Consider the following 21,590-nt stretch of genomic DNA (forward strand, 5'->3'; position numbering starts at 1 on the left):
GAATGGGAAAGACGCGCGAATGTGTCGAACTTCACAGTCAGAAGGCTTTCGGCATGACAATTTGCGCAAGGGTCGAAAGACCCGCGACCGAGCATGCAGGGCCGACGTCGCACAGCCAATAAGTGTGTGCGAAGGAATGGGCCATGACATTAAGATCGTTCAAAGAACGAGTCATCCAAACATGTAGTTTCGAGGTTGTGGGGATTGCGTTCGTCTCGCCGGTTTATGCGTATATCGCGGGGGCGTCGATGGCGCATGGGTTTGCGCTGATTTCCCTGCTGTCCATCGTCATTTTGATCTGGTCGCCCATTTTCAACACGTCGTTCGACTGGATAGAGCGGCACCGAACCCGCCGCCTGGCAAGCGCCCGCCCCCACTGGTTGCGGATCGTCCACGCGGTGCTGCATGAGGTCACCGCGATTATTATTACATGCCCGTTGCTGATGTATTTTGGCGGCCATTCCCTGCAGGCCGCACTGGCTTTCAATCTTGGGCTGACGATCACCTATTCGATCTACACCTATGTTTTTCATATCATTTATGACCGGTTACGCCCCGTAAGACCTGTCTCTGCGGTCGAGGACACACCGCAATGCGATCCCGGCGCGGCGGTCTGCAATAACATCTGAACAAACCCGCGCTGTTTGTTCGATCACTCCACCCCAATAAGCTGTGAATCGAAGTGAAGCTCGCCTGTCTTTCATTTGCGGCGAGTTTGTCCACATGTGGGTTCATAACCATTTGGAACAAAGGACATGGACATGGTTAAGCGAATTATTCTCGCCTCGGCGGTGCTGGGCCTCAGCGCGTCAGCACCGGTTGCGCAAAGCCTCACAGATGACCTCTACGTCCACGGATTTGCTGGCTACAGCAATTTGCAGGACAGCGATTTCACCGGCACCGTCAATGGTGGCCCGGAGTCCGTCGATACCGATTTTGACGGTGGGTTTGGACTGGGCATTGCCATCGGCAAAGAAATCCCACAGTGGAGCAATGACAGCATCGCCACTCGGGTCGAACTTGAACTCTCTTATCGGGACAATGACGTAGACGGAGTGAATTTTTCCGGCAACGGGCCCGCAAGCGAAGTCAACGTTTCGGGTGATGTGACCCAAACGTCCTTGTTTGCCAATGTTCTGGTCGATTTCAAAACCGCTAGCGCGCTCACGCCCTATGTCGGCTTGGGTCTGGGTGTCGCCTACACCGATCTGGATTTCTCATACGGACCGGGTGTGGAGTTGGATGACAGTGACACCAACTTTGCCGCTCAGATCATCGCAGGCGTTGCCTATGATGTCAGCGAAAACACGGCTCTGACACTGGATACGCGCTATTCGCGCGCCTTCGACGTTTCCTCGGACCGTCTGGCCCCGAACGGCGCGTTGACCGGCACCGTCGAAGATGACATCGACGCGTTCAGCATCAATTTCGGCGTGCGCCAAAGATTTTGATCGAATAGGGGAAGTGTTTCTCTCCGGTTTCCCTTCCCCCGCATGTCCGCGTGCTCTATGCACGAGGACATGCGATCTTTCGTCATCCATATGTCCTCTAGTGCCGCGCGGCGACCCAATGCCGAGAAACTTTGCAGCGACCTTCCGAACGCGGAATTATTCGAAGCGGTAAACGGTCGCGACCCGGCGCAGATCGCCGATGTTGCGCTGTTTCCCGGCAATTTGCACCATCCAGAATACCCGTTTAAATTGCGCCCTGCGGAGATCGGGGTGTTTGAAAGCCATCGTCGTCTTTGGCGCAAACTGGTGGACGAAAAGATCGATATGGCCATCATCACCGAAGATGACCTGCGCATTGACCCCATTCGCATGGCCAAAGCGCTAAAGATGTTGGCGGCCTTTGCCACGCCCGAGCACTATATCCGCATTCCCGTAAAACAACGCGAAGTTGCGGCGCAAGTGCTGGCCAAAACCAATGATCAGCGTCTGATCCTGCCAAAGGTGATCGGGTTGCAATGTGTGTGCCAGCTTGTCGGGCACCGCGCGGCAGAACGGCTTTTGGCCGCAACTGACAAGATCGACCGCCCTGTGGATACCTTCCTGCAAATGCACTGGCTAACCGGCCAACCAATCCTGTCGCTTCAGGGCAGTGGCAATCAGGAAGTGGCTCGCGAAATCGGCGGGTCCACAATCCAGACTCGTCCTCCGCTGGGCGACAAACTGACCCGCGAGTTCAAGCGCGCAGCTTATCGCGCCTATCTACACAGCCATCCGCAAAAGCCGGCTTGCTGAACGAAAAAGCGGGGCCTGATGCCCCGCTTTGTTGTTTCTTAGCTCGGCGCTTTGGTTTTGCGCAGATAAGGGAAGATCGTTTCGAACTCGCCAAATTTCTCCTTGGCCTCCTCGTTCGACACCGCAGGCGGGATGATCACGTCTTCGCCGGGCACCCAGTTGGCCGGGGTTGCGACGCCTTTGCTGCTCATTTGCAGACCGTCCAGCGCGCGTAGGATTTCCGCAAAATTGCGACCCACGGTCATCGGATAGGTCATTGACAGCTTCAACTGCTTGTCCGGGCCGATGATGAACACAGAACGCACGGTGGCACTGTCCGCCGGGGTGCGGCCATCGGGCAGATAAGCTTCGGCAGGCAACATGTCGAAGGCTTTCGAGACCGCAAGCCCATCGTCGGCAATGATCGGGAAACCAGGATTGGCATTGCCATAGGCCTCGATGTCTTTCTTCCACTTCTTGTGGTCTTCCACACCATCGACCGACACACCCAGAACCTTGGTGTTGCGTGCCGCCCATTCGTCATTCAGTTGCGCCACGGCAGAAAACTCGGTGGTGCAGACAGGAGTGAAGTCCTTGGGGTGCGAGAACAGAATAGCCCAGCTGTCACCGATCCAGTCGTGGAACTGAATGGTGCCCTGATCCGTTTCTGCGGTGAAATTTGGGACGGTGTCGTTGATGCGCAAGCCCATAATGCGTCTCCTTCTCCTGTTGGTCAGCCTGGCAGGCTGATGCGAATTTAATCACTTTGTGTGTAAGTTAAACCGTTCTTTGAGGGATCGCTCAAAATTCACGTATCACGATATTATCCTGAAATTCAGGAATTCGCCCCAACAAAAACGCGGCGCGCCTGTCTCAGGCCTCGGCCTGCGCGGCCTCATAAGCCAGCATGGCGCGCTTGACGGGCAGGCCCCAATGATAGCCCCCTAGCCCGCCAGACTTGCGCAACGCCCGGTGGCATGGGATCAACCAACTGACCGGGTTGCGCCCAACGGCCGTACCCACGGCCCGCACCGCCTGCGGGGACCCCACCCGCTGCGCGATCTCGGAATAGGTCGTGACTTGCCCCGAAGGAATGTGCATCAGCGCCTCCCACACTTTGATCTGCAGCGGGGAACCGATCAGGTGCAGCGGCGTCTCGGACCGTTTCGCGCCAAACGACGCCTCGACCCATGGGCGCAGCTTTTCGGCGTTCTCGATGTAGCTGGCTTTGGGCCAGCGCGAGGTCATATCCTCCATTGCCGCCGCTTCGCCGGTTTCTGCGCCAAAGGCCATACCGCAAATCCCTTTGTCAGTGCCCATCACCAACGTCGGGCCGAAGGGGCAATCGAACCAGCCCCAGTAAATCGTCAGGCCCGCGCCTTTGCGGGCGTATTCGCCGGGGCTCATGGATTCCCATTTCAGGAACAGGTCATGCAGACGGCCGCTTCCGGACAGCCCCACGTTATGCGCGGTCTCCAGCGTGGTGAACCGCTCGTGCAGCAAGGCCTTGGCGTGGCCCAGCGTCAGATATTGCTGATAGCGTTTCGGCGATACCCCAGTCCAGCGTGAGAACAGGCGTTGAAAATGCGCGGGGCTCATGTCCATCTGGCGGGCCAGTTCGTCCAGCGACAGGGATTCGCCGCCCTGATCAATCAGCTCGATCGCGCGGCGCATGACGTTGTAGTGGTATCCGCTTTCGGGGGTCTGGACGTTCATAACTCACCTCATCTGCTGCCCCGGACCATATCCCGCGCGCCACGCCACCGCGACCCGAAACATGCGCATTGGCTTTGGGCTTGTGTCATGCGCCTGCGGGCGGCATTAAGGCCCGGATGGCAAAGCAACTCGATTACCACACGATCCGCGAGATCTTTACGCGTTTTCAGGACGCCGACCCCGAACCCAAGGGCGAGCTGGATCATGTGAACGTCTATACTCTGGTCGTGGCCGTGGCGCTATCGGCGCAGGCCACCGATGCGGGCGTTAACAAAGCCACGCGCGAGCTGTTCAAAATCGCCGACACACCGCAAAAGATGCTGGATTTGGGCGAAGAGGGCCTGACCGAGCATATCAAGACCATTGGCCTGTTCCGCCAGAAGGCCAAGAACGTCATCAAACTCAGCCGCATTCTGGTCGAAGACTATGGCGGCGAAGTGCCCAATTCCCGTGCCGCGCTACAATCGCTGCCCGGTGTCGGGCGCAAGACGGCCAATGTGGTTCTGAACATGTGGTGGCGGCAACCGGCGCAGGCGGTCGACACCCATATCTTCCGCGTCGGCAACCGCACCGGCATTTGTCCCGGCAAGACCGTAGATGCCGTCGAGCGCGCCATCGAAGACAATATTCCCGCCGATTTCCAACTGCACGCGCATCACTGGCTGATCCTGCATGGTCGCTATCACTGCAAGGCGCGCAAACCCCAATGCGGAACCTGTATCATCCGCGATCTCTGCGAATTTGAGGACAAGACCCTATGAAAACCTACCAGCTCACCGGTATCGGAAATGCCGTTGTGGACGTGATCTCCCAGGCCGATGACAGCTTTCTGGAACTGATGGGCATCGAAAAGGGCATCATGCAACTGATCGAGCAGGAGCGCGGCGAAGTGCTGTATGCCTCGATGGAGGGGCGCGTGCAGACGCCCGGCGGCTCGGTCGCGAATACCATCGCGGGTGCCGGGGCACTGGGACTGGATGCGGCATTCATTGGCCGGGTGCATGACGACGCGCTGGGGCGGTTCTATGCGGATGCGATGAACGAGGACGGCGTCGATTTCGTCAACCCGCCGGTGTCGGGTGGCGAGCTGCCGACCTCACGCTCGATGATCTTTGTCTCGCCCGACGGCGAACGGTCAATGAACACCTATCTGGGCATTTCCTCGGAACTGTCATCACAGGACGTGTCCGAGGATGTGTCAGGCAACAGCCAAATCATGTTCCTTGAGGGGTATCTGTTCGACAAGGAAAAGGGCAAAGCCGCGTTTCTTGAGGCCGCGCGCACCTGTCACAAGGGCGGCGGCAAGGCGGGGATCGCCATTTCCGACCCGTTCTGCGTGGAACGTCACCGGGTCGATTTCCTGCTGCTGATCGAGAACGAGCTGGATTTCGTGATCGGCAACGAGGCCGAGATCAAATCGCTGTTCGAAACCGATGATCTCGAGGATGCTCTGGCCAAAACCGCCGCGATTTGCCCTCTGGTCGTATGCACCCGGTCGGGTGATGGCGTCTCGGTTTTGTTCGATGGTCAGCGGGTGGACGTGCCGGTGGAAAAGGTTGTGCCCGTGGACGCCACCGGCGCGGGCGATCAATTCGCCGCTGGGTTCCTGTTCGGTATGGCCACAGGGCGTGATTACGAGACCTGCGCCAAGATCGGAAATGTCTGCGCCCGCGAAGTGATCAGCCATATCGGCCCAAGGCCAGAAGCGAATATGCAGGAATTGCTGCGCGCCGAAGGCTTGCTGTAAGTCGCTGAGTAGCGCCGAGGGCGCCCAGATGACCTTGGCGCAGCTTTTTTACGACCCCGCCGCCGCGTCGTTCAGTGCCCAGTCATAACTATAGGCACTGACACGGGACATATCTTGCAGCCGCGCTTCCAGATCGGGGTCGGCGACCGTTCGGACATAGGTTAGAATCGCCTGTTCGTTCGGTCCGAAATCCTCTCGGAACCAGATGAAGATCTTGGACAGGATCAGCCCGCCATTGTCATTAAACCGCACGCCGCGCGGGTCGTTGATATAGGCGTGTTCGGCGGCGGCAAAATCACGCTCCAGCGTCTCGGCCTGCCAGGCGCGGTCCATGAGGTTGGGGCAGCCCACAGCGGCACAGTTCAGGGCATAATGAATGCGCGGCTCGTTGAATTCAGGGCGGATGATGCGGTGTTCGATCTCGTTCAGGGTTAAGCTCTGCCCGGCGACCGTCACTATGGGCCGGTTCCACGGCCCGATTGACAGCGGCCCGTCCTTGATGTCGCGGATCGAGGCGACGGGGTAGTTCTCAAGGATCACATCCACCGTCACCGCGTTATACATATTGATCCAATAGGCCAGCTGTTGATCACGGGTCAGCGCCGCAGGGTCAACTGCTTGCAAATCTTCGATATACCCGTCCAAACGTGCTTTGTCGTCGGCCGAGACCTGCCCGTAAGCCATCCGGTTCACCCCCTGCGCATCAGGCGCGACATAGCGGTTCAGAAAGGTGGTCCAGTCGCGGTGATCAACACGCTCTCCGGGCGGTTGGGCGACGCGGGTCAGGGCGCTGTTCGCCAAAGGTTCGGGCGCGGGAAGGGCCAGTCGTTCGACACTGGCACAAGCCGCAAGCAGGGGCAGCAACAGCAGGATCAGCAGACGTCTCATGAGGCATCCTTTCGGGACTGGCGCAGGGCGCGCATCTGCCCTTTCAGCCGTTTCATCGGAGCAAGCGCCGGATCGCTCAGTTCAGGCAGGTCCGGGCCATTGGACAGACGCGGAACGGCAGCGTTCCACCAGCTTGGACCGGTCGGCCCGTCAATCCGGTCAGGGCTGGCCAGATGCATGTCGCGCTGCGCGTTATGGACACACATCGAAAGCGGCCCGTTCGCCGTGGCCACCATGAACACGCACGAGGCGCAGCGGTCTTCGTCCAACTGATCTGCCGCCATGAAATTGTGAATGAACACCGCTTGCCGCCGCACCGGGCCACGTAGCACGCCAGTACCCAGACGAGCGACGCTCAGCCCAAGTTGCCCCAATGCGCGCAGGGCCAGCAGCGGATGTCGTCGGATCATGCGCCCAACCTTGGGGCGAATACGGATATGGGCGTCCTGATTGTCGTCCACCCCTTCCAGCGCTGTCATCACCCGATGCACCAAGCTTTGGTTAGACAATAGCGAGACCGCGCGCCCTCCGGCCGTCAGGACGCTGGCGTAACGGTTGCATTTGGAATGGCCCACAGCCGCCGTGCCGAAATGCAGCGGCGTCCCATAGCCTTCCTCGACCGCGCGCGCGACGCTGTCCTGCGTGATCATCTCGGGCCGTTCACGCAACACGCCGCGCCCGGTATCGGCCTGCATCTGGAACGAGACAAACGCCACCTCGGGTCGATCCCGCAGATACCGCGCCAGCATGGGCAGTTCGCCGAAATTCCCGGCAAACACCGTGGTGTTGAACAGAATCCGCAGCCCCAACCCCCGGGCCCGCCGGATATAGGCGCGGCGGACAGTGTTCAGCTCTTCTTCCGAGGTGAACCCCTTGCGCTCTTGCGTCATGTCTACGTGAAAGGCCACGTCGTCCAGCCCCGCCGCTGCCAACCGCATCAACTTGGCGCGGCTGGCGCGAATCCCGTTTGTCATCAGACAGGACCGCATACCCAAACGGCGGATTTCCCGGCACAGCGCCTCAAGATCCTCGATCTTGCGCAGGGTCGGATCACCGCCAGTCAACTGCACCGATACGCCGGTGCCGTAGTGGCTTTGAATCGACTTCAACCGCGCAAACAGAACCGACAGAGGAGGGTCATAGGTCATCTCGGCCCGGTCCGAGAGGTAACACAGCGTGCAATCCAGATTGCACCTTTGCGTGACCTCCAGCGCAACGCAAGCGATGGGATAGAACCGCCCCGCCGTTTGCCCGGCATGGTATTCGCCACAGCCTTGCAAACCCTCGCGCAGAGGCGCGCGGCGGTCAGAACCGATGAACTTGCGACCTGCAGGGACGATGGCGGGGGGGCTGTGCGCGGTGTCTCTCATGCGGACCAAGCTAGAGATGCCGTGTGGCCCGAACTATGCCCCCTCACGGCAAGTTGTCGCAGGGTGAGTGAAGCGCACGCCTACCGCAGAAATGCGCTGAATGCTGCAACCACCTGCGCGTAGACATCGCGCTTGAAGGGTACGATTTCTTCAACCAAGCGTGAGGGCTCCTGCCATTTCCAGCGGGTGAACTCGGGATGATCGGTGTCGATATTGATCTGATCGTCACGGCCCGTGAAACGCAGCAGGAACCATTTCTGCTCTTGCCCGCGATAGCGGCCTTTCCAAATCTTGGGCACGATGTCATGGGGCAGATCGTAGGGCAGCCAGCCGGGAGTTTCGGCCACGACCTCGACCAGATCAGCGGTCACACCCGTCTCTTCCCACAGCTCTCGCAGGGCCGCATCGCGCGGGTCTTCGCCTTTGTCTACCCCACCCTGCGGCATCTGCCAGGCATCGGCGTGGCGGTCATTGCGCTGGCCGACAAAGATATGACCTTGAGCGTTCATCAGCATTAGCCCGACGCAGGGCCGATAGGGCAGTTTGGCGATTTCATCGGGGGTCATGTGCGGCCTCTTTTTCCTGTCACGCCTTGTCTGTATCAAGTGCTGTCAGGACAGCAAAGACCGTGACGCAAGGTTTCGCGTGACAATGTTGACGCAAACGTCAATCTAACGACAAAGAATTCGGGAGGGAGAGTTACCATGACTGCGTACCCAAACATGCTGGCCCCGCTGGATCTGGGCTTTACCACTCTGAAAAACCGGGTCCTGATGGGCTCGATGCATACCGGTCTGGAAGAGACCGGCGACTGGAACCGCGTGGCAGAATTCTATGCTGACCGTGCCCGCGGCGAAGTTGGGCTGATGGTGACGGGCGGGATTGGCCCGAACCTCGAAGGCTCGGTCCTGCCCGGCGCGTCGATGATGACCACCGAGAAGGACGTCGAAAACCACTCCATCGTGACCCAGCGTGTGCATGAGGCAGGCGGCAAGATCGCCATGCAGATCCTGCATGCGGGTCGCTATGCCTATGGCCCCAAATGCGTGGCGCCCAGCCCTGTGAAATCACCCATCTCGCCCTTCCCGCCCAATGAGCTGGACGAAGACGGGATCGAGAAACAGATCAGCGACATCGTCAACGCCGCCAAGCTGGCCCAAAAGGCGGGCTATGACGGGGTCGAAATCATGGGATCGGAAGGCTATTTCATTAACCAGTTCCTCGTGACCCACACCAACAAGCGCGAAGATCGCTGGGGCGGCTCGTATGAGAACCGGATGCGCCTGCCGATTGAAATCGTGCGCCGCACGCGCGAGGCCGTGGGCCGTGATTTCATTATCATCTACCGCCTGTCGATGATCGACCTTGTGCCCAATGGCTCCACCCATGATGAGGTTGTCGAACTGGCGAAACGGGTTGAACAAGCGGGAGCCACGATCATCAACACCGGCATCGGCTGGCATGAGGCGCGGATTCCGACCATCGCCACATCCGTGCCGCGCGCAGCTTTTGCGTGGGTTACTAAAAAGCTGATGGGCAAGGTGAGCATTCCGGTGATTACCTCGAACCGGATCAACACGCCCGAAGTCGCCGAAGAGGTTCTGTCCACCGGCTGCGCCGACATGGTGTCACTTGCCCGCCCGATGCTGGCGGATGCGGATTTCGTCGCCAAGGCGATGGACGGCAAATCGGCACAGATCGCGCCCTGTATTGCCTGTAACCAAGCCTGTCTGGACCACACATTCGGCGGCAAACTGACATCCTGTCTGGTGAACCCGCGCGCCTGTCACGAAACCGAGCTGGTGATCGGCAAAGCCGGTACACTGAAAACCATAGCCATCGTCGGTGCAGGCCCTGCCGGCCTGTCCACCGCCATGACCGCCGCCCAGCGCGGCCATGATGTCACCTTGTTCGACCGCGCTGGTGAGATCGGCGGGCAGTTAAACATGGCCAAACAGGTGCCCGGGAAGGAAGAGTTCTGGGGGTTGGTCGATTGGTTCCGCACCATGATCGCGGATCTGGGCGTGAAGGTTGAACTGAACCGCGAGGTCACGGCCGACGACCTGACCGGCTTTGACGAAGTTGTCATCGCCACGGGCGTCACCCCGCGCGATCCGCAGATTGCGGGGCAGGATCGGGACAATGTGATCGACTATATCGACGTGCTGCGCCACAAGGCCGAGGTCGGCAAATCCGTCGCCGTGATCGGCGCAGGAGGCATCGGGTTTGACGTGTCCGAATTCCTGCTGGAGGACGGCCATAGCATCACCACTGACCTGCCCGCATGGATGAAAGAATGGGGCGTCACCGACCCCGCCGAGCATCGCTCGGGCCTGGCGCCCGAAGGACCGCAACCGGCAGCGCCTGCGCGTCAGGTCACGCTGCTACAGCGCAAGAAACAGGCGCATGGCAAAGGTCTGGGTAAAACAACCGGCTGGATTCACCGCGCGACGCTGAAGATGAAAGACGTCAATTTCGTCGGCGGTGTGAACTATGAACGCATCGACGATGACGGCCTACATGTCAGCTTTGGCGAAGAGCGCGCCGACCCAACCGTGATTGCGGCGGACACGATTGTTCTATGCTCGGGTCAGGTTTCCGAACGCAGCCTCGCGGATGCGCTGATCGAACGCGGTATAACTCCGCACGTGATCGGCGGGGCGGATGTGGCGGCAGAGTTGGACGCCAAACGCGCAATTAATCAAGGCACACGTCTGGCGGCGACTTTTTGAGGCATCGGGCCCGGTTCGCGCCGGGCCTGCGCCGCAACGAAAAAATGGCTTTGGTGACACGTTCAACGGTCACAAATTTGCCATCCTCAGATTAACATATGTGTAATGCTGCCGGTAAAACCCCATAGTTTTCGGGTTTGTGGCGAATTTAGAAACCACCGTTTCCACGTTTCCTATCCGCAAACGATCCAGATTAAATCCCTGATATTATCCCATGTCTGCCCAGTTTCCGCCCAGATTGAGCGCCAAGGTCAGTCAACGAACCAAGACTTGGGGTACGAGTATGGACAGACTGACCGAAATGGAAGCCTTTGCCAATGTGGTGGACCAAGGTGGCTTCACAGATGCGGCCAAGAAAATGGGCATCTCCAAATCGGCCGTGTCCAAGCACGTCTCGAGCCTCGAGGCGCGTCTGGGCGCCCGTCTTTTGAACCGCACAACGCGACGCGTGTCGCCTACGGAAATCGGTTTGGCCTACTATGACCGCGCGCGCCGTGTGCTGAATGACGCAGGCGAGGCTGATGCGCTGGTGACGTCGATGCAATCCGCGCCTTCGGGCCTGTTGCGCATCAGTGTGGCCACGGATTTTGGCGTGAATCATCTGTCTCCGGTCCTGTCAGAATTCCTGTCGGCCTATCCCGATATCACCGTGAACATGGTGCTGAACAACCGGTATGTTGAGCTGATCTCGGAAGGGTTCGACGTGGCCGTGCGTATTGGTGAGTTGGAAGACAGCACCCTGCGCGCCCGCAAACTGACCGAAACCGTGAAACGGATGGTCGCGGCCCCCAGTTACATCGACAAATATGGCCGCCCCCAAAAGATCGACGATCTGAACGAGCACAAGCTGCTGCATTACTCCAGCCAATCTTCCGGCAACGTGTGGAAACTGACCGCGCCATCGGGCGAAAAGCGTCAGGTCCGTACCGCCGGCTGGCTGAGCGTGAATGACGGGCAGTCCCTGCTGAACGCAGCGATCTCGGGCCTTGGGATCGCGCATCTGCCCAGCTATCTGTACGCTGACGCGCTGAAAAGCGGCAAGGTTCTGGATGCGATGCCGTCGCTGCCTGATGAGTTGCAGGGCGTCTATGCAGTGTACCCTCCGGGCCGTTTCACACAGCCCAAGGTGCGCGCATTCATTGATTTTCTGGTCGAGTCCTTCAACGACAAGGGCCCGATGGATTGGTAATTTCTCCCCGGTGAAGACTGAACGGCCCGCACACAATTGTGCGGGTCTTTTTTTATTCCATGAAGACCGACAGCCCCATGCCCTTGGCAACGGTGCGCAGGGATTGGATCAGGATGTTTTGTCCGGGCAGGGCGGCTTCCCCGCGCCGCGACAACAGCGCGATATCGCGGTTGGCGTTGGGGATCGTCAAAGGGCGCAGACGCACCTCGTCTCGGTAAATACCCTGCCGCCTTGCATAGAGATCGGGCAAAACCGCAGCCCCCACCCCCGAGGCTGCCATTAGCACGATAGAATCCAGTGTCGTGCCCTCGTATTCATCGGATACCACGCCTCCGCATTCCGCCGCCAGCGCATAGACGATCCGGGACAGACGGTGGCTTTGGTCCAAAGTCAGGATCAGACGGTCGCGCAAATCCTCGGCTGTGACCCCGTGCAGATCGCGCGCCAGTACGTCGTCCACGGCCACCCCAATCCAGAGCGTTTCGTTGAACAGGCGTTGTTGCAGCGTATTGGGGTGATCTTCGGGGGTTGAAATGATCATGTCGAACCGGCCGGATTTCAATCCCTGCTCAAGGTCTCGGGTGTTTTCTTCGCGCACGACGAAGCGCAATCCGGGCCGTTCCTGGTGCACATGCTTGATGACTTGCGGCAACAGGTAGGGCCCAATCGACGGCAATACACCCAACCGCAGCCGCCCTCCGACAGGGGTATCGCTGGTCATCGCATGGCGCAGGTCCTGTACCTCGGCCAGGATTTTCTGAGCGCGGGCAATGAACTCCTCGCCCCGCGCTGTAACCTGTACCCCGCCCCGGTCCCGTTCAAAGATACGCAAGCCAAGCTCTTGTTCTACCGTCGCAATTTGCGCCGAGAGGCTGGGCTGACTGACATTGAGAACGTCAGCAGCCAGCCCGAACCTGCCCAAGCGACTGACCGTGACGATATATTCCAGCTGGCGCAGGGTGGGTCGCATTTCATAGTTCCAAACTATTCAGTTGTTAGAAAGATAATATTGGGCTGATTCAACTCTGCAAGGCACTAGGCCCCGGACCGCCGGAAAAGGAGCCGTAAATGCCCAGCGTACTAGAAACTCTGTCCAGCAATCTGCTGGTGCCCACCATTTTGTTTTTTGCCTTGGGGCTGGTGGCCGCGTTTGTGCGCAGTGATCTGTCCATCCCGGCGGGCGCGGCCAAGTTCATGTCGCTCTACCTGCTTCTTGCCATCGGGTTCAAAGGCGGCAGCAACCTGGCCGAGCACGGCATCCACATGGACCTGTTCCTGACGCTTCTGGGCGGGGTGGCGCTGTCCTTTGCCATCCCCTTCGTTGCTTTCGGGCTGTTGCGAGTGATGACACGGTTGGACAGCCTGAACGCAGCCGCGGTTGCAGGGCATTACGGCTCGATCTCGATTGTGACCTTTGTGACAGCGACCAGTCTTTTGAACCTTGTCGGGTTAAGTCATGACGGGTTCATGGTCGCCGTCGCCGCCGCGATGGAGGTTCCGGCCATCCTGTCCGCCCTTTGGCTGGCACACCGGTCCAATGGCAATGGCGTAAAGGATGACGGGTTGTGGCGTGACCTACTGGCTAACGGCTCCATCGTTCTGCTGACCGGAGCGTTCCTGATCGGGGCTATCACCGGCGGTCAGGGGATGCAGATGATTGCGCCCTTCATCGTGACGCCATTTACCGGGATTTTGTGCCTGTTCCTGCTTGATATGGGTCTGTCGGCGGGGCGCAGCCTACTGAGCAATCGCGACAAGCTGTCGGTCGGCCTGTTCGCCTTTGGGGTCCTGATGCCCCTGATCGGCGCGATGATGGCCTGGGCCGTGGGCGCGCTGATCGGTCTGTCCGAAGGCAGCCTGTTCCTGCTGATGGTTCTGTCCGCCTCGGCCTCATATATAGCGGTGCCTGCGGCCATGAAAATCGCCCTGCCCAAGGCGGAATCCGGGATTTACCTGACCCTGTCTCTGGGCGTGTCCTTCCCGTTCAACATCACCGTTGGCCTGCCGCTTTATCTTTGGTGGGTGATGTAGGCAGGTCAGTTCACCAGCAGAACCGCCTCAACCCGGCGGTTCTGGTCGCGGCCCTCGGGCGTGGCATTTGAGGTCATGGGGGCCAGATAGCCAATGCCGCGCGCCTCAAGACGGTTTCCGGCAACGCCGTGCTGTTCGATCAACCGCACGCGCACAGCCTGCGCACGCCCCGTACTGACCGAAATGTTCGCCTCGAGCGTACCCGTATCGTCGGTATTGCCCACCAGCGCCAATCGGACGTTGGGATTGTCGGCCATATAAGACGCGATCAGCGCCAGCGAAGGAAACGGGCCTTCGCCCAGCGTGATCTCACCGGTTCTGAAATGCAGGTCTTCAAGGATAACGTGGCCATTCTGTTCCAGTGCGTCCAGTAGCCCGTCTGTCTGCTTCACCGTTTCCTCAACGACCAGAGGCGGCGGTTCGGGCGCGTCCACGGGCGTGACACGGATCATCTGCACATATCCGTCGGGCGGATTGCGGCTGACCAGCAGGCTCAGCGCCTCATCCCCACGGGTGGCCGAGAGAAAGCGATAGTCCTGAATGGCCACGTACATATCCGGGGTGGGCACGACCTCGGTTCCAAAACGGAAGTCGAAACCGCCGCAGGTGATCGCGTCGCATTCGAAGATGATGTCAAAGCCCTGATCCATGATCTGTTGACGCAGTGGGGCCAATAGCTGCAACGTGGTGCTGGACCCTGATTGCAGGCGCCATGTCAGGCGCTCGACGCGGCCCTCGACTGTGAGGGCAGGGACTTTGCCAGTCGCGAATCCGCCGGTGGGCAAGTCATAGCTGTCCAGCGGACTGACTCGTTCGCTGACCAGTCGCGAACCCGACGGCAAGGCCACATCCTGCGCCAACGCAGAACCAGCCAGACATAGCGATATCAGGCCGGCGCGCAGGATCATCGGGCCTGCGCGAAATAGGCGTCGTTTGGCACCATCGCCGTGGCGCTGGCGACCCGGTTCGACATGTTGAAAAAGCCGGCCACATTGACAATGTCCCAGATATCACGGTCGCTGAAACCCGCATCACGCAGGTTTTGGCGGTCCGGTTCTTCAATCTCAGCGCTGGCATGGGTCATCTTGGCCGCGAAATCCAGCATCGCCCGTTGCCGCGCTTCCAGTGGAGCGATGCGATAGTTCATCGCCAACATCTCACCCAGTTGCGGATCACCCGACATCTGCCGCACCGCCGCTCCATGCGCCACAAGGCAATAAAAGCACTTGTTGATGGCCGAGACGACAACCGCAATCATCTCACGTTCCAGCTTGGTGACGCCGCTTTCGGCCAGCATCAGATCGTTGTACATGGTGGTAAAGGCGTTCAGCTTGTCGATGTCAAAGGCATAGGCCCGCAACACATTGGGCACAAAGCCCAGCTTCTCCACACAGATATCGAAATACCGCTGGGTTTCCGCTGGTAGGGGATCGACCATCGGCAGGTTCAATGCAGTCGGCAGAGAGGGATCGGTCACGTCAGGTTTTTCTCCTTAGATAAGCTGACGGTAATGGTATTCTCCGGCGATCTCCATCCCCAGCGCATGATAGAGACCATTGGCCCCATCATTGACCTTGGTGCAAATCACACTGAGCGTACGCGCCCCCTGTTCTTGCGCCCAGAAGGCCGCCGCTCGCATCGCCCATTGACCCAGCCCGTGACGGCGGTGTTCCGGCAGGATTTCCAGCGCGTGGACCATGGCGACACCGTCGTGGATAGCGACAAACGCCGTCCCGGCCGGTTTATCCACGCGGCGCATCAGCAGGCCAGTTTTCGGCCCCGGCGCGCGTTCCATGACCGCAAGCCGTTCTGGGCCGATGCCGCCATTGGCCCAGATCTCGACCATGATGGCCAGCGGGTCCCAAATGGCAAAGGCAGTCACCCGCGGAACAGGGATGTCGGTCAGATGCGACACGGGGCAGGTGTAGATGTTGACCGGGTCCAGCACGTCGTACCCTCGGTCCGAGAGCTGCTGATCCAGCGCCTCATCCCCCGGTCGCAGGCAAAAGATGCGTTTCTGCCCCATCGCCAGCATCGCGGCTTCGGCAGCGTCGATCTGTGCTTCGGTCGCGGGTCCTCGCGCGCTGGCCGCCGACACGCGTGATCCACCGCCCTGCCCTTGGCGCAATTGGAATGGGCCCTGCTTCGTGTACTGCGCGGCGGGCCATGTGCCATCGACGATGTTGGCCCAATCGGTCAAAGCTCGAACTCTTTCGCCAACCGTGTGACCGCTGCATCAACTTGCGCCCCGTCGGTACCGCGCACCACGATATTCGCGCCAAAGGCCCCGTTGATCTGAAACGGATAGCTGCCAATGGCCAGATCGGGAAAATCCGCAGCCAACGCTGCCAGCGGCCCCGCGATATCGCCCTCGCCCCGATGCACGCGCAGGGTCTGCGACAAAAGCGGGCTGCCGCCGGTCAGGCCGGGCAGCACACTGGCCACCATCGCCTGAAAGACCGAAGGGACCCCGGCCATGACATGCACATTCGCAATCGTGAACCCCGGTGCGGTCGAGACCGGGTTGTCGATCAGCGTGGCCCCATCCGGGATGCGCGCCATGCGCAGGCGGGCCGGGTTCAACTCCAACCCGGAATTCTTGTAGTGCGCTTCAAGCAAAGCGCGCGCGTCGGCACGGATATCAATGGCCGCGTCAAAGGCGCGCGCGATGCAATCGGCGGTGATGTCGTCATGGGTCGGCCCGATACCACCGCTGGTGAACACATGGTCATGCGCTTGGGACAGCGCCTTAACGGCGGCTTCAATCGCCGGGGCGTCATCGCTGACGATACGCACCTCTTTCAGGTCGATGCCCTGCTTGGTCAGCTCACCCGCTAGATAGTGCATATTGGCATCGCGCGTGCGGCCCGACAGGATTTCATCTCCGATCACCAGCATTGCAGCGGTTGGATTGGCCATGGCGCATACCCCCTCTTGATCGACCGTTGGGGCAGGTATAGGCCCTAGGCCATGCGATTTGAAACCCCTCTTGTCCCCGCCCGCCTGATCCGCCGCTACAAACGCTTTCTGGCCGATTGCAAGCTGGAGGACGGGCACGAAGTAACCGCCCATTGCGCCAATCCCGGCTCAATGATGGGTCTGGCCGAACCAGGCCAGAAAATCTGGTTGGAGCCCAATGACGACCCCAAGAAAAAGCTGAAATATGGCTGGCGGCTGGTCGACCACGAAAATGGGCATTTTACCGGGGTAGACACATCGCTACCAAACAAGGCCCTGCGCGCGGCGTTACTAGGGCGTGAAATCCCGGCGCTGGCCGCCTATGAAACCATCCGGCCCGAGGTCAAGTACGGCGAAAACAGCCGCATCGACTTTTTGCTGACCCAACCCGGCCTGCCCGATGCCTATGTCGAGGTCAAAAGTGTCACCCTGTCCCGCCAACCCGGTCTGGCCGAATTTCCCGACAGCGTGACCGCGCGCGGCACCAAACATCTGGGAGAGCTGGCTGCAACGGCAGCGCAAGGCCACCGGGCGATCATGCTGTATCTGGTGCAACGCACCGACTGCGACCGCTTTGCTCTGGCTGCCGATATCGACCCCGCCTATGCAGCCGCGTTCGAGGCCGCACAAGGGGTCGAGCGGCTGATCTGCGGTATCACGATCACGCCCGAAGGGGTCTGGGTCGACACCGACAAGATCTGGCACGTCGACGGTCGCCCTTAGTCAAGAATTTGCAAGTCGCCCAGATAAGACCCCGTGTCGGGGCTGAACGCCTGATAACCACCGCTTTCTGTCCGGCCCACCGTCGCGCACAGCTTTGCCCCCTGCCGGAACGCGGCCCATTGACTGCATATTGCATCGCCTTCCAGCCACCACGTGCCTGTGTCTTGCCCTAGCCGAGGCACCAGCACCGCGAACTGGCCATCGCGGCCAATCCGCGCCGAGCCCGAGATGTGAAACCGTTCGAATGTGATCCTACGATCCTGCGCCAAAAGCGCGGCCACATCGGTCGCGGACAGCGTCTGAACCTCTTCCCGACATCCCACAAGGGTCAAAACTGCAAGGATCAGACCCTTTTTCATATTCACCATCCTTTACGCGCCACACATGTCTGTACCGGCTTTCTGCACTTGCGCAGATCACAAGATCGCGCGCAAATTTACTTTTGACACGCTATGATTTAAGATCATAACCCATACTGAAGGTTGAATTTCCAGGCTTTGCGCCTCATCTGAACCATCGATCCCGCCGCGACCGGACGCCCTCTGGTACTTTCTGCACAAGCAGCGTAAAAGGAGCGCTGCGCGAAACATTTGGAGCCTCGCACCGATGAAAGAACATCGTGGCCGTCTGACCAAGGACGGTATCCGCATTTACGAACAGGGTGACTTTGCCGGGATGCACGCGGCAGGGGCCTTGGCTGCGCGGATATTGGATGACATCGCTCCGCATGTCTTTCCCGGCCAAACCACAGGCGCGATTGACGGGCTGATCACTCAGATGGTCGAAGACGCGGGCGCGACCTCGGCAACCATCGGCTACAAGGGCTATCAGCACGCCAGCTGTATCAGCGTCAATCACGTGGTCTGCCACGGCATTCCCGGTGACAAGCGGTTGAAAGAGGGCGATATCCTGAATATCGACGTCACGGTCATCGTGGATGGCTGGTTCGGTGACACCTCGCGCATGTATGTGGCCGGAAAGCTGCCCCGCAAGGCTGAGCGTCTGATCCAAGTGACCCATGATGCCCTGTTCAAGGGGATCGAGATGGTTAAACCCGGCAACACTTTCGGTGATATCGGCCACGCTATTCAGGCCTATGTCGAAGCGCACCGTATGAGCGTTGTACGCGATTTCTGCGGTCACGGTCTGGGACGTGTGTTCCACGCGCCGCCCAACGTGCTGCATTACGGTCGCCCCGGCACCGGCGCTGTGCTGGAAGAGGGCATGTTCTTCACCATCGAACCCATGGTCAATCTGGGCCGCCCCGAGACCAAGACGCTGGCCGATGACTGGACAGCTGTGACCCGCGACAAGTCTCTGTCGGCGCAGTTCGAACATTCGGTTGGCGTGACGGCAAACGGGGTTGAGATTTTCACCCTGTCGCCGGGTGATATGTTCCACCCGACCTATTCGTCCTGATCTTTGGCCTGATCGCGTAGAAGCTTCAGCAAAAGGGTCTCGTCCCGCCACGGGATGACGGCGTCATGGATGAAAACCGGTGCGCGCAGCGGTTTACGCTCGGGGCCGGTGGCTGAGTCTGTGGCAGCATCCTGCTTGGGTGCCCAGAACAATGGGGGTAATGCGCGATCCATGCTGAAACCCTAGCATGTTTTGCGATCAGAGTCCCAAAAGCTCGGGTAGTTGTGACATCTGCGTGAACACCTCGGCACCCAAAGCGGACAATCCCGCGCCGTCATCATGGGCGGCATAAGCCAGACAGCGCATCTCGGCCCGGATCGCAGCAGTGACGCCATTTTCGCTGTCTTCGATGACAACCGGGCGGACAGCACCGAAATGCTGCGCTGCGGTCAGAAACAGGGTCGGGTCCGGCTTGGCGGTCCCCATTACCTGGGCCGAGAACATGACGTCCTTGAATCGATCCCAAAGCCCGTTCTGGCCCAGCGTGATCTGCATTTTCTCTGGGCGGCCATTCGAGGCCACGCAATAGGGAACACTGGCGGTCTCCAGCCGCCGCAACACGTTCCGAACACCGGGCACCAGAGGCGTTCCGGCGCGCAAGGCGGCGTAAACCTCGGTATAGATTTGCTCCACCCAGTCGTCGGGCAGGTCTGCCCCAAGGTTGCGCGCCTGTTGGTGGACGCCGCTCATGGTGCCGCCTACGAACAGAGACATGCATTCCGACAGCGACACATGCAAATCGTAACGTGCAAGGTTGTCGACCAGAACCTGATTGGTCAGCCTTTCGCTGTCCACCAGAACGCCGTCACAATCGAAAATGACCAGATCATGCATCGGCGCGGTCCTTCCACATCAGAGTGATATGCGTGTCGCCATATTTGCGGGCGTCTTGCAGGATGAACCCCTCGGGCGGTTGCATCGGCGCGTTCTCCTCCCACACAATCAGCGCGTCGTCCGCGATCCACCCTTGGGTCAGAGCCGCGATGGCCTTCTGGCCCATCGACTTGCCATAGGGCGGGTCGAGGAAGAGCAAATCATAAGGCGCGTCGGTGTTTTCACCCAGCCGGGTCGCGTCGCGTCGGATCAGCTGGGTGCGGTCTGCACTGCGGGTCAGGTCGATATTCTTTCGGATCAGACCCTGCGCTACGCGCCCGTCATCCACGAAGGTCACATGGGAAGCACCACGCGACAGTGCCTCAAGCCCCAGCGCACCAGTGCCAGCAAACACGTCCAGCACGCGCAGCCCGTCAAAATCAATCTGATGGCTGAGGACGTTGAACAGACTTTCGCGCACCCGGTCCGTGGTAGGCCGCAGATGCGCCCCCGAATCGCCTTTGCCGACCGAGGCCAGGGCTCGGCCTCGGAAATCTCCGGCGATAATCCTCACGCTTTGAGCAGCGGTTTCAGGTCCGCAGTCGGGTCGGCTACCACGGCGGGATCGGCGGTCTTGCCCGCGTCGATCAGGCGTTTGCCGACCATATAAGCACGAGGGTCGTTCATCGCGTCCACCGCAATCAGTTGATCGCCTTTGTAGTACCAGAAGGACACGGTTGCGCCCTCACCTTGCCGGGTCACGACGCGGTCATAGCCCGTGTTCAGACCCGCAATCTGCAGCTTGACGTCATACTGGTCGGACCAGAACCACGGTGTTGCAGTGTAATCCTTGGCCGCGCCCAGCATGTTCTGGGCCACGATCTCGGCCTGATCAATGGCGTTGGGCACGCTTTCCAAACGAATGCGCCCTTCGCCATGCGGGAAAGACGCACAATCGCCTGCCGCCCAAATCGACGGATTGGATGTGCGGCCATGGGCGTCGGTCTTGATACCGTTCTCCAGCTCCAGCCCCGCCATCTCTGCAAGTTGGGTCGCGGGCGCGATGCCCACACCAACCACAACGAAATCAACGGCAATCTCGGTGCCATCGGTCAGAACCGCGCCCACCACCTTGCCATCCTCGCCCAGCAGACGGTCCAGCCCGACGCCTTCACGGATATCGGCACCGTATCCGGAATGCAGCGCGCGGAAGTAATCGCTGGTCTCAGGTGCAGCGACCCGTTGCAGGATTCGGTCTGCCATCTCGACCAAGGTCACATTGACGCCGCGCTTGGCGCAAACCGCAGCCGCCTCGAGCCCGATATAGCCACCGCCCACGATCAGCGCGCGGGCGCCGTCGGTCACGCGCGGCTCCATCTCGTCGATATGGGCCAAATCCCGCACCACATGCACGCCTGCCAGATCGCCACCAATCGAGGCAGGCAAGCGGCGGGGGTCAGACCCGGTGGTCAGGGCCAGTTCGTCATAGGAAATGACTTCATCACCCAGCCACACGGTCTTGGCTTGCGGATCAATCGCGGTCACACGCTGACCCAGACGCAGGGTGATGTTGTTCTCGGCATAAAAGCTCTCGGGGCGCAGGAACAGGCGCTCCAGCTCCATCTCGCCCAGCAAATAAGCCTTGGACAGGGGCGGGCGCTGATAAGGCAGATGCGGCTCGGCCCCGATCAGGGTGATGTCCCCGTCAAACCCGTCTTTGCGCAGCCGCGCCACCAGCGATGCACCCGCCTGCCCGGCACCGATCACGACAATATGGCTCAT

The 21,590-nt window shown here is 59.9% G+C and carries 25 protein-coding genes; 10 read left to right on the forward strand and 15 right to left on the reverse strand.

The window, feature by feature from the left end; all coding sequences use genetic code 11:
- Positions 1 to 143 precede the first annotated feature (143 nt).
- The 3 genes from ACR0C5_RS09140 to ACR0C5_RS09150 all read left to right on the forward strand — a co-directional run bounded on the left by ACR0C5_RS09140 (position 144) and on the right by ACR0C5_RS09150 (position 2,243).
- Positions 144 to 629: a PACE efflux transporter gene (locus ACR0C5_RS09140; protein ID WP_170772822.1), complete on the forward strand. Its 486-nt coding sequence runs from the start codon at positions 144 to 146 to the stop codon at positions 627 to 629.
- A 132-nt stretch (positions 630 to 761) separates the two neighbouring features.
- The gene (locus ACR0C5_RS09145; protein WP_170772824.1) at positions 762 to 1,451 is read left to right on the forward strand and encodes an outer membrane protein; all 690 of its coding nucleotides are present in this window, start codon (positions 762 to 764) and stop codon (positions 1,449 to 1,451) included.
- 69 nt (positions 1,452 to 1,520) lie between these two features.
- The gene (locus tag ACR0C5_RS09150) at positions 1,521 to 2,243 is read left to right on the forward strand and encodes a glycosyltransferase family 25 protein (protein ID WP_170772827.1); all 723 of its coding nucleotides are present in this window, start codon (positions 1,521 to 1,523) and stop codon (positions 2,241 to 2,243) included.
- Positions 2,244 to 2,281: 38 nt separating this feature from the next.
- On the opposite strand, the gene ACR0C5_RS09155 is transcribed toward ACR0C5_RS09150, so the two are convergent.
- Together ACR0C5_RS09155 and ACR0C5_RS09160 are read right to left on the reverse strand one after the other, a co-directional pair.
- Positions 2,282 to 2,932 carry a peroxiredoxin gene (locus ACR0C5_RS09155; protein WP_170355987.1) on the reverse strand — a complete coding sequence of 217 codons (651 nt, stop codon included), beginning with the start codon at positions 2,930 to 2,932 and terminating at the stop codon, positions 2,282 to 2,284.
- Between the two features lie 163 nt (positions 2,933 to 3,095).
- Entirely contained in the window at positions 3,096 to 3,938 is an 843-nt protein-coding gene (locus ACR0C5_RS09160) for a bifunctional helix-turn-helix domain-containing protein/methylated-DNA--[protein]-cysteine S-methyltransferase (protein ID WP_170772828.1), read from the reverse strand.
- 116 nt (positions 3,939 to 4,054) lie between these two features.
- Between ACR0C5_RS09160 and nth the strand changes: the two genes are divergently transcribed.
- Together nth and ACR0C5_RS09170 are read left to right on the forward strand one after the other, a co-directional pair.
- A complete protein-coding gene (gene nth / locus ACR0C5_RS09165; RefSeq protein WP_170772829.1) occupies positions 4,055 to 4,699 on the forward strand; it encodes an endonuclease III in 645 nt (214 codons plus the stop codon).
- Entirely contained in the window at positions 4,696 to 5,685 is a 990-nt protein-coding gene (locus ACR0C5_RS09170) for an adenosine kinase (RefSeq protein WP_170772831.1), read from the forward strand. Before nth ends, ACR0C5_RS09170 begins: the two co-directional genes overlap by 4 nt.
- A 48-nt stretch (positions 5,686 to 5,733) precedes the next feature.
- Here the strand turns inward: ACR0C5_RS09170 and ACR0C5_RS09175 are convergent, their stop codons facing one another.
- From ACR0C5_RS09175 to ACR0C5_RS09185, 3 genes are all read right to left on the reverse strand, one after another.
- The gene (locus ACR0C5_RS09175) at positions 5,734 to 6,573 is read right to left on the reverse strand and encodes a DUF547 domain-containing protein (RefSeq protein WP_170772833.1); all 840 of its coding nucleotides are present in this window, start codon (positions 6,571 to 6,573) and stop codon (positions 5,734 to 5,736) included.
- On the reverse strand, positions 6,570 to 7,943 hold the full coding sequence (locus ACR0C5_RS09180; RefSeq protein ID WP_170772835.1) for a radical SAM protein: 1,374 nt from the start codon (positions 7,941 to 7,943) through the stop codon (positions 6,570 to 6,572). The genes ACR0C5_RS09175 and ACR0C5_RS09180 overlap by 4 nt, the downstream gene beginning before the upstream one ends.
- An 80-nt stretch (positions 7,944 to 8,023) precedes the next feature.
- Positions 8,024 to 8,509 carry an RNA pyrophosphohydrolase gene (locus ACR0C5_RS09185; RefSeq protein WP_480876089.1) on the reverse strand — a complete coding sequence of 162 codons (486 nt, stop codon included), beginning with the start codon at positions 8,507 to 8,509 and terminating at the stop codon, positions 8,024 to 8,026.
- Between the two features lie 138 nt (positions 8,510 to 8,647).
- On the opposite strand from ACR0C5_RS09185, the gene ACR0C5_RS09190 reads away from it, so the two are divergent.
- Together ACR0C5_RS09190 and ACR0C5_RS09195 are read left to right on the forward strand one after the other, a co-directional pair.
- Positions 8,648 to 10,675, forward strand: a complete 2,028-nt coding sequence (locus ACR0C5_RS09190) for an NADPH-dependent 2,4-dienoyl-CoA reductase (RefSeq protein WP_170789551.1) — start codon at positions 8,648 to 8,650, stop codon at positions 10,673 to 10,675.
- A gap of 283 nt (positions 10,676 to 10,958) precedes the next feature.
- Complete coding sequence (locus ACR0C5_RS09195) at positions 10,959 to 11,864, forward strand: LysR family transcriptional regulator (RefSeq protein ID WP_170772843.1); 906 nt, start codon at positions 10,959 to 10,961, stop codon at positions 11,862 to 11,864.
- A gap of 52 nt (positions 11,865 to 11,916) precedes the next feature.
- Here the strand turns inward: ACR0C5_RS09195 and ACR0C5_RS09200 are convergent, their stop codons facing one another.
- Positions 11,917 to 12,834 carry a hydrogen peroxide-inducible genes activator gene (locus tag ACR0C5_RS09200; protein WP_480876091.1) on the reverse strand — a complete coding sequence of 306 codons (918 nt, stop codon included), beginning with the start codon at positions 12,832 to 12,834 and terminating at the stop codon, positions 11,917 to 11,919.
- A 98-nt stretch (positions 12,835 to 12,932) separates the two neighbouring features.
- Here ACR0C5_RS09200 and ACR0C5_RS09205 point away from each other — a divergent pair, with 98 nt between their 5' ends.
- On the forward strand, positions 12,933 to 13,895 hold the full coding sequence (locus tag ACR0C5_RS09205) for a sodium-dependent bicarbonate transport family permease (RefSeq protein WP_170772847.1): 963 nt from the start codon (positions 12,933 to 12,935) through the stop codon (positions 13,893 to 13,895).
- Positions 13,896 to 13,900: 5 nt separating this feature from the next.
- Here ACR0C5_RS09205 and ACR0C5_RS09210 read toward each other — a convergent pair whose 3' ends face one another.
- Genes ACR0C5_RS09210 through ACR0C5_RS09225 form a run of 4 tightly spaced genes read right to left on the reverse strand, consistent with a single transcriptional unit; the run spans position 13,901 to position 16,814 of the window.
- The gene (locus tag ACR0C5_RS09210) at positions 13,901 to 14,803 is read right to left on the reverse strand and encodes an OmpA family protein (protein ID WP_170772849.1); all 903 of its coding nucleotides are present in this window, start codon (positions 14,801 to 14,803) and stop codon (positions 13,901 to 13,903) included.
- Positions 14,800 to 15,372, reverse strand: coding sequence for a peroxidase-related enzyme (locus ACR0C5_RS09215; protein WP_170772851.1), 573 nt, complete (start codon positions 15,370 to 15,372; stop codon positions 14,800 to 14,802). The genes ACR0C5_RS09210 and ACR0C5_RS09215 overlap by 4 nt, the downstream gene beginning before the upstream one ends.
- A gap of 15 nt (positions 15,373 to 15,387) precedes the next feature.
- The gene (locus tag ACR0C5_RS09220; protein ID WP_170772853.1) at positions 15,388 to 16,095 is read right to left on the reverse strand and encodes a GNAT family N-acetyltransferase; all 708 of its coding nucleotides are present in this window, start codon (positions 16,093 to 16,095) and stop codon (positions 15,388 to 15,390) included.
- Positions 16,092 to 16,814, reverse strand: a complete 723-nt coding sequence (locus tag ACR0C5_RS09225) for a competence/damage-inducible protein A (RefSeq protein WP_170772855.1) — start codon at positions 16,812 to 16,814, stop codon at positions 16,092 to 16,094. Before ACR0C5_RS09225 ends, ACR0C5_RS09220 begins: the two co-directional genes overlap by 4 nt.
- A gap of 51 nt (positions 16,815 to 16,865) precedes the next feature.
- Here ACR0C5_RS09225 and sfsA point away from each other — a divergent pair, with 51 nt between their 5' ends.
- Entirely contained in the window at positions 16,866 to 17,576 is a 711-nt protein-coding gene (sfsA, locus tag ACR0C5_RS09230) for a DNA/RNA nuclease SfsA (protein ID WP_480876094.1), read from the forward strand.
- On the opposite strand, the gene ACR0C5_RS09235 is transcribed toward sfsA, so the two are convergent.
- Positions 17,573 to 17,935, reverse strand: coding sequence for a hypothetical protein (locus ACR0C5_RS09235; RefSeq protein WP_480876096.1), 363 nt, complete (start codon positions 17,933 to 17,935; stop codon positions 17,573 to 17,575). The genes sfsA and ACR0C5_RS09235 overlap by 4 nt on opposite strands.
- Positions 17,936 to 18,182: 247 nt before the next feature.
- Here ACR0C5_RS09235 and map point away from each other — a divergent pair, with 247 nt between their 5' ends.
- Positions 18,183 to 18,995 carry a type I methionyl aminopeptidase gene (gene map, locus ACR0C5_RS09240; RefSeq protein ID WP_170772862.1) on the forward strand — a complete coding sequence of 271 codons (813 nt, stop codon included), beginning with the start codon at positions 18,183 to 18,185 and terminating at the stop codon, positions 18,993 to 18,995.
- Here map and ACR0C5_RS09245 read toward each other — a convergent pair.
- Genes ACR0C5_RS09245 through ACR0C5_RS09260 form a run of 4 tightly spaced genes read right to left on the reverse strand, consistent with a single transcriptional unit; the run spans position 18,983 to position 21,590 of the window.
- Positions 18,983 to 19,168, reverse strand: a complete 186-nt coding sequence (locus ACR0C5_RS09245) for a hypothetical protein (RefSeq protein ID WP_170785172.1) — start codon at positions 19,166 to 19,168, stop codon at positions 18,983 to 18,985. The genes map and ACR0C5_RS09245 overlap by 13 nt on opposite strands.
- A 25-nt stretch (positions 19,169 to 19,193) precedes the next feature.
- Positions 19,194 to 19,829 carry an HAD family hydrolase gene (locus ACR0C5_RS09250; protein WP_480858049.1) on the reverse strand — a complete coding sequence of 212 codons (636 nt, stop codon included), beginning with the start codon at positions 19,827 to 19,829 and terminating at the stop codon, positions 19,194 to 19,196.
- Complete coding sequence (rsmD, locus tag ACR0C5_RS09255; protein WP_480876098.1) at positions 19,822 to 20,382, reverse strand: 16S rRNA (guanine(966)-N(2))-methyltransferase RsmD; 561 nt, start codon at positions 20,380 to 20,382, stop codon at positions 19,822 to 19,824. Before rsmD ends, ACR0C5_RS09250 begins: the two co-directional genes overlap by 8 nt.
- Positions 20,379 to 21,590, reverse strand: coding sequence for an NAD(P)/FAD-dependent oxidoreductase (locus ACR0C5_RS09260; RefSeq protein ID WP_480876100.1), 1,212 nt, complete (start codon positions 21,588 to 21,590; stop codon positions 20,379 to 20,381). The genes rsmD and ACR0C5_RS09260 overlap by 4 nt, the downstream gene beginning before the upstream one ends.

This window comes from Ruegeria sp. N8 (assembly GCF_056531325.1).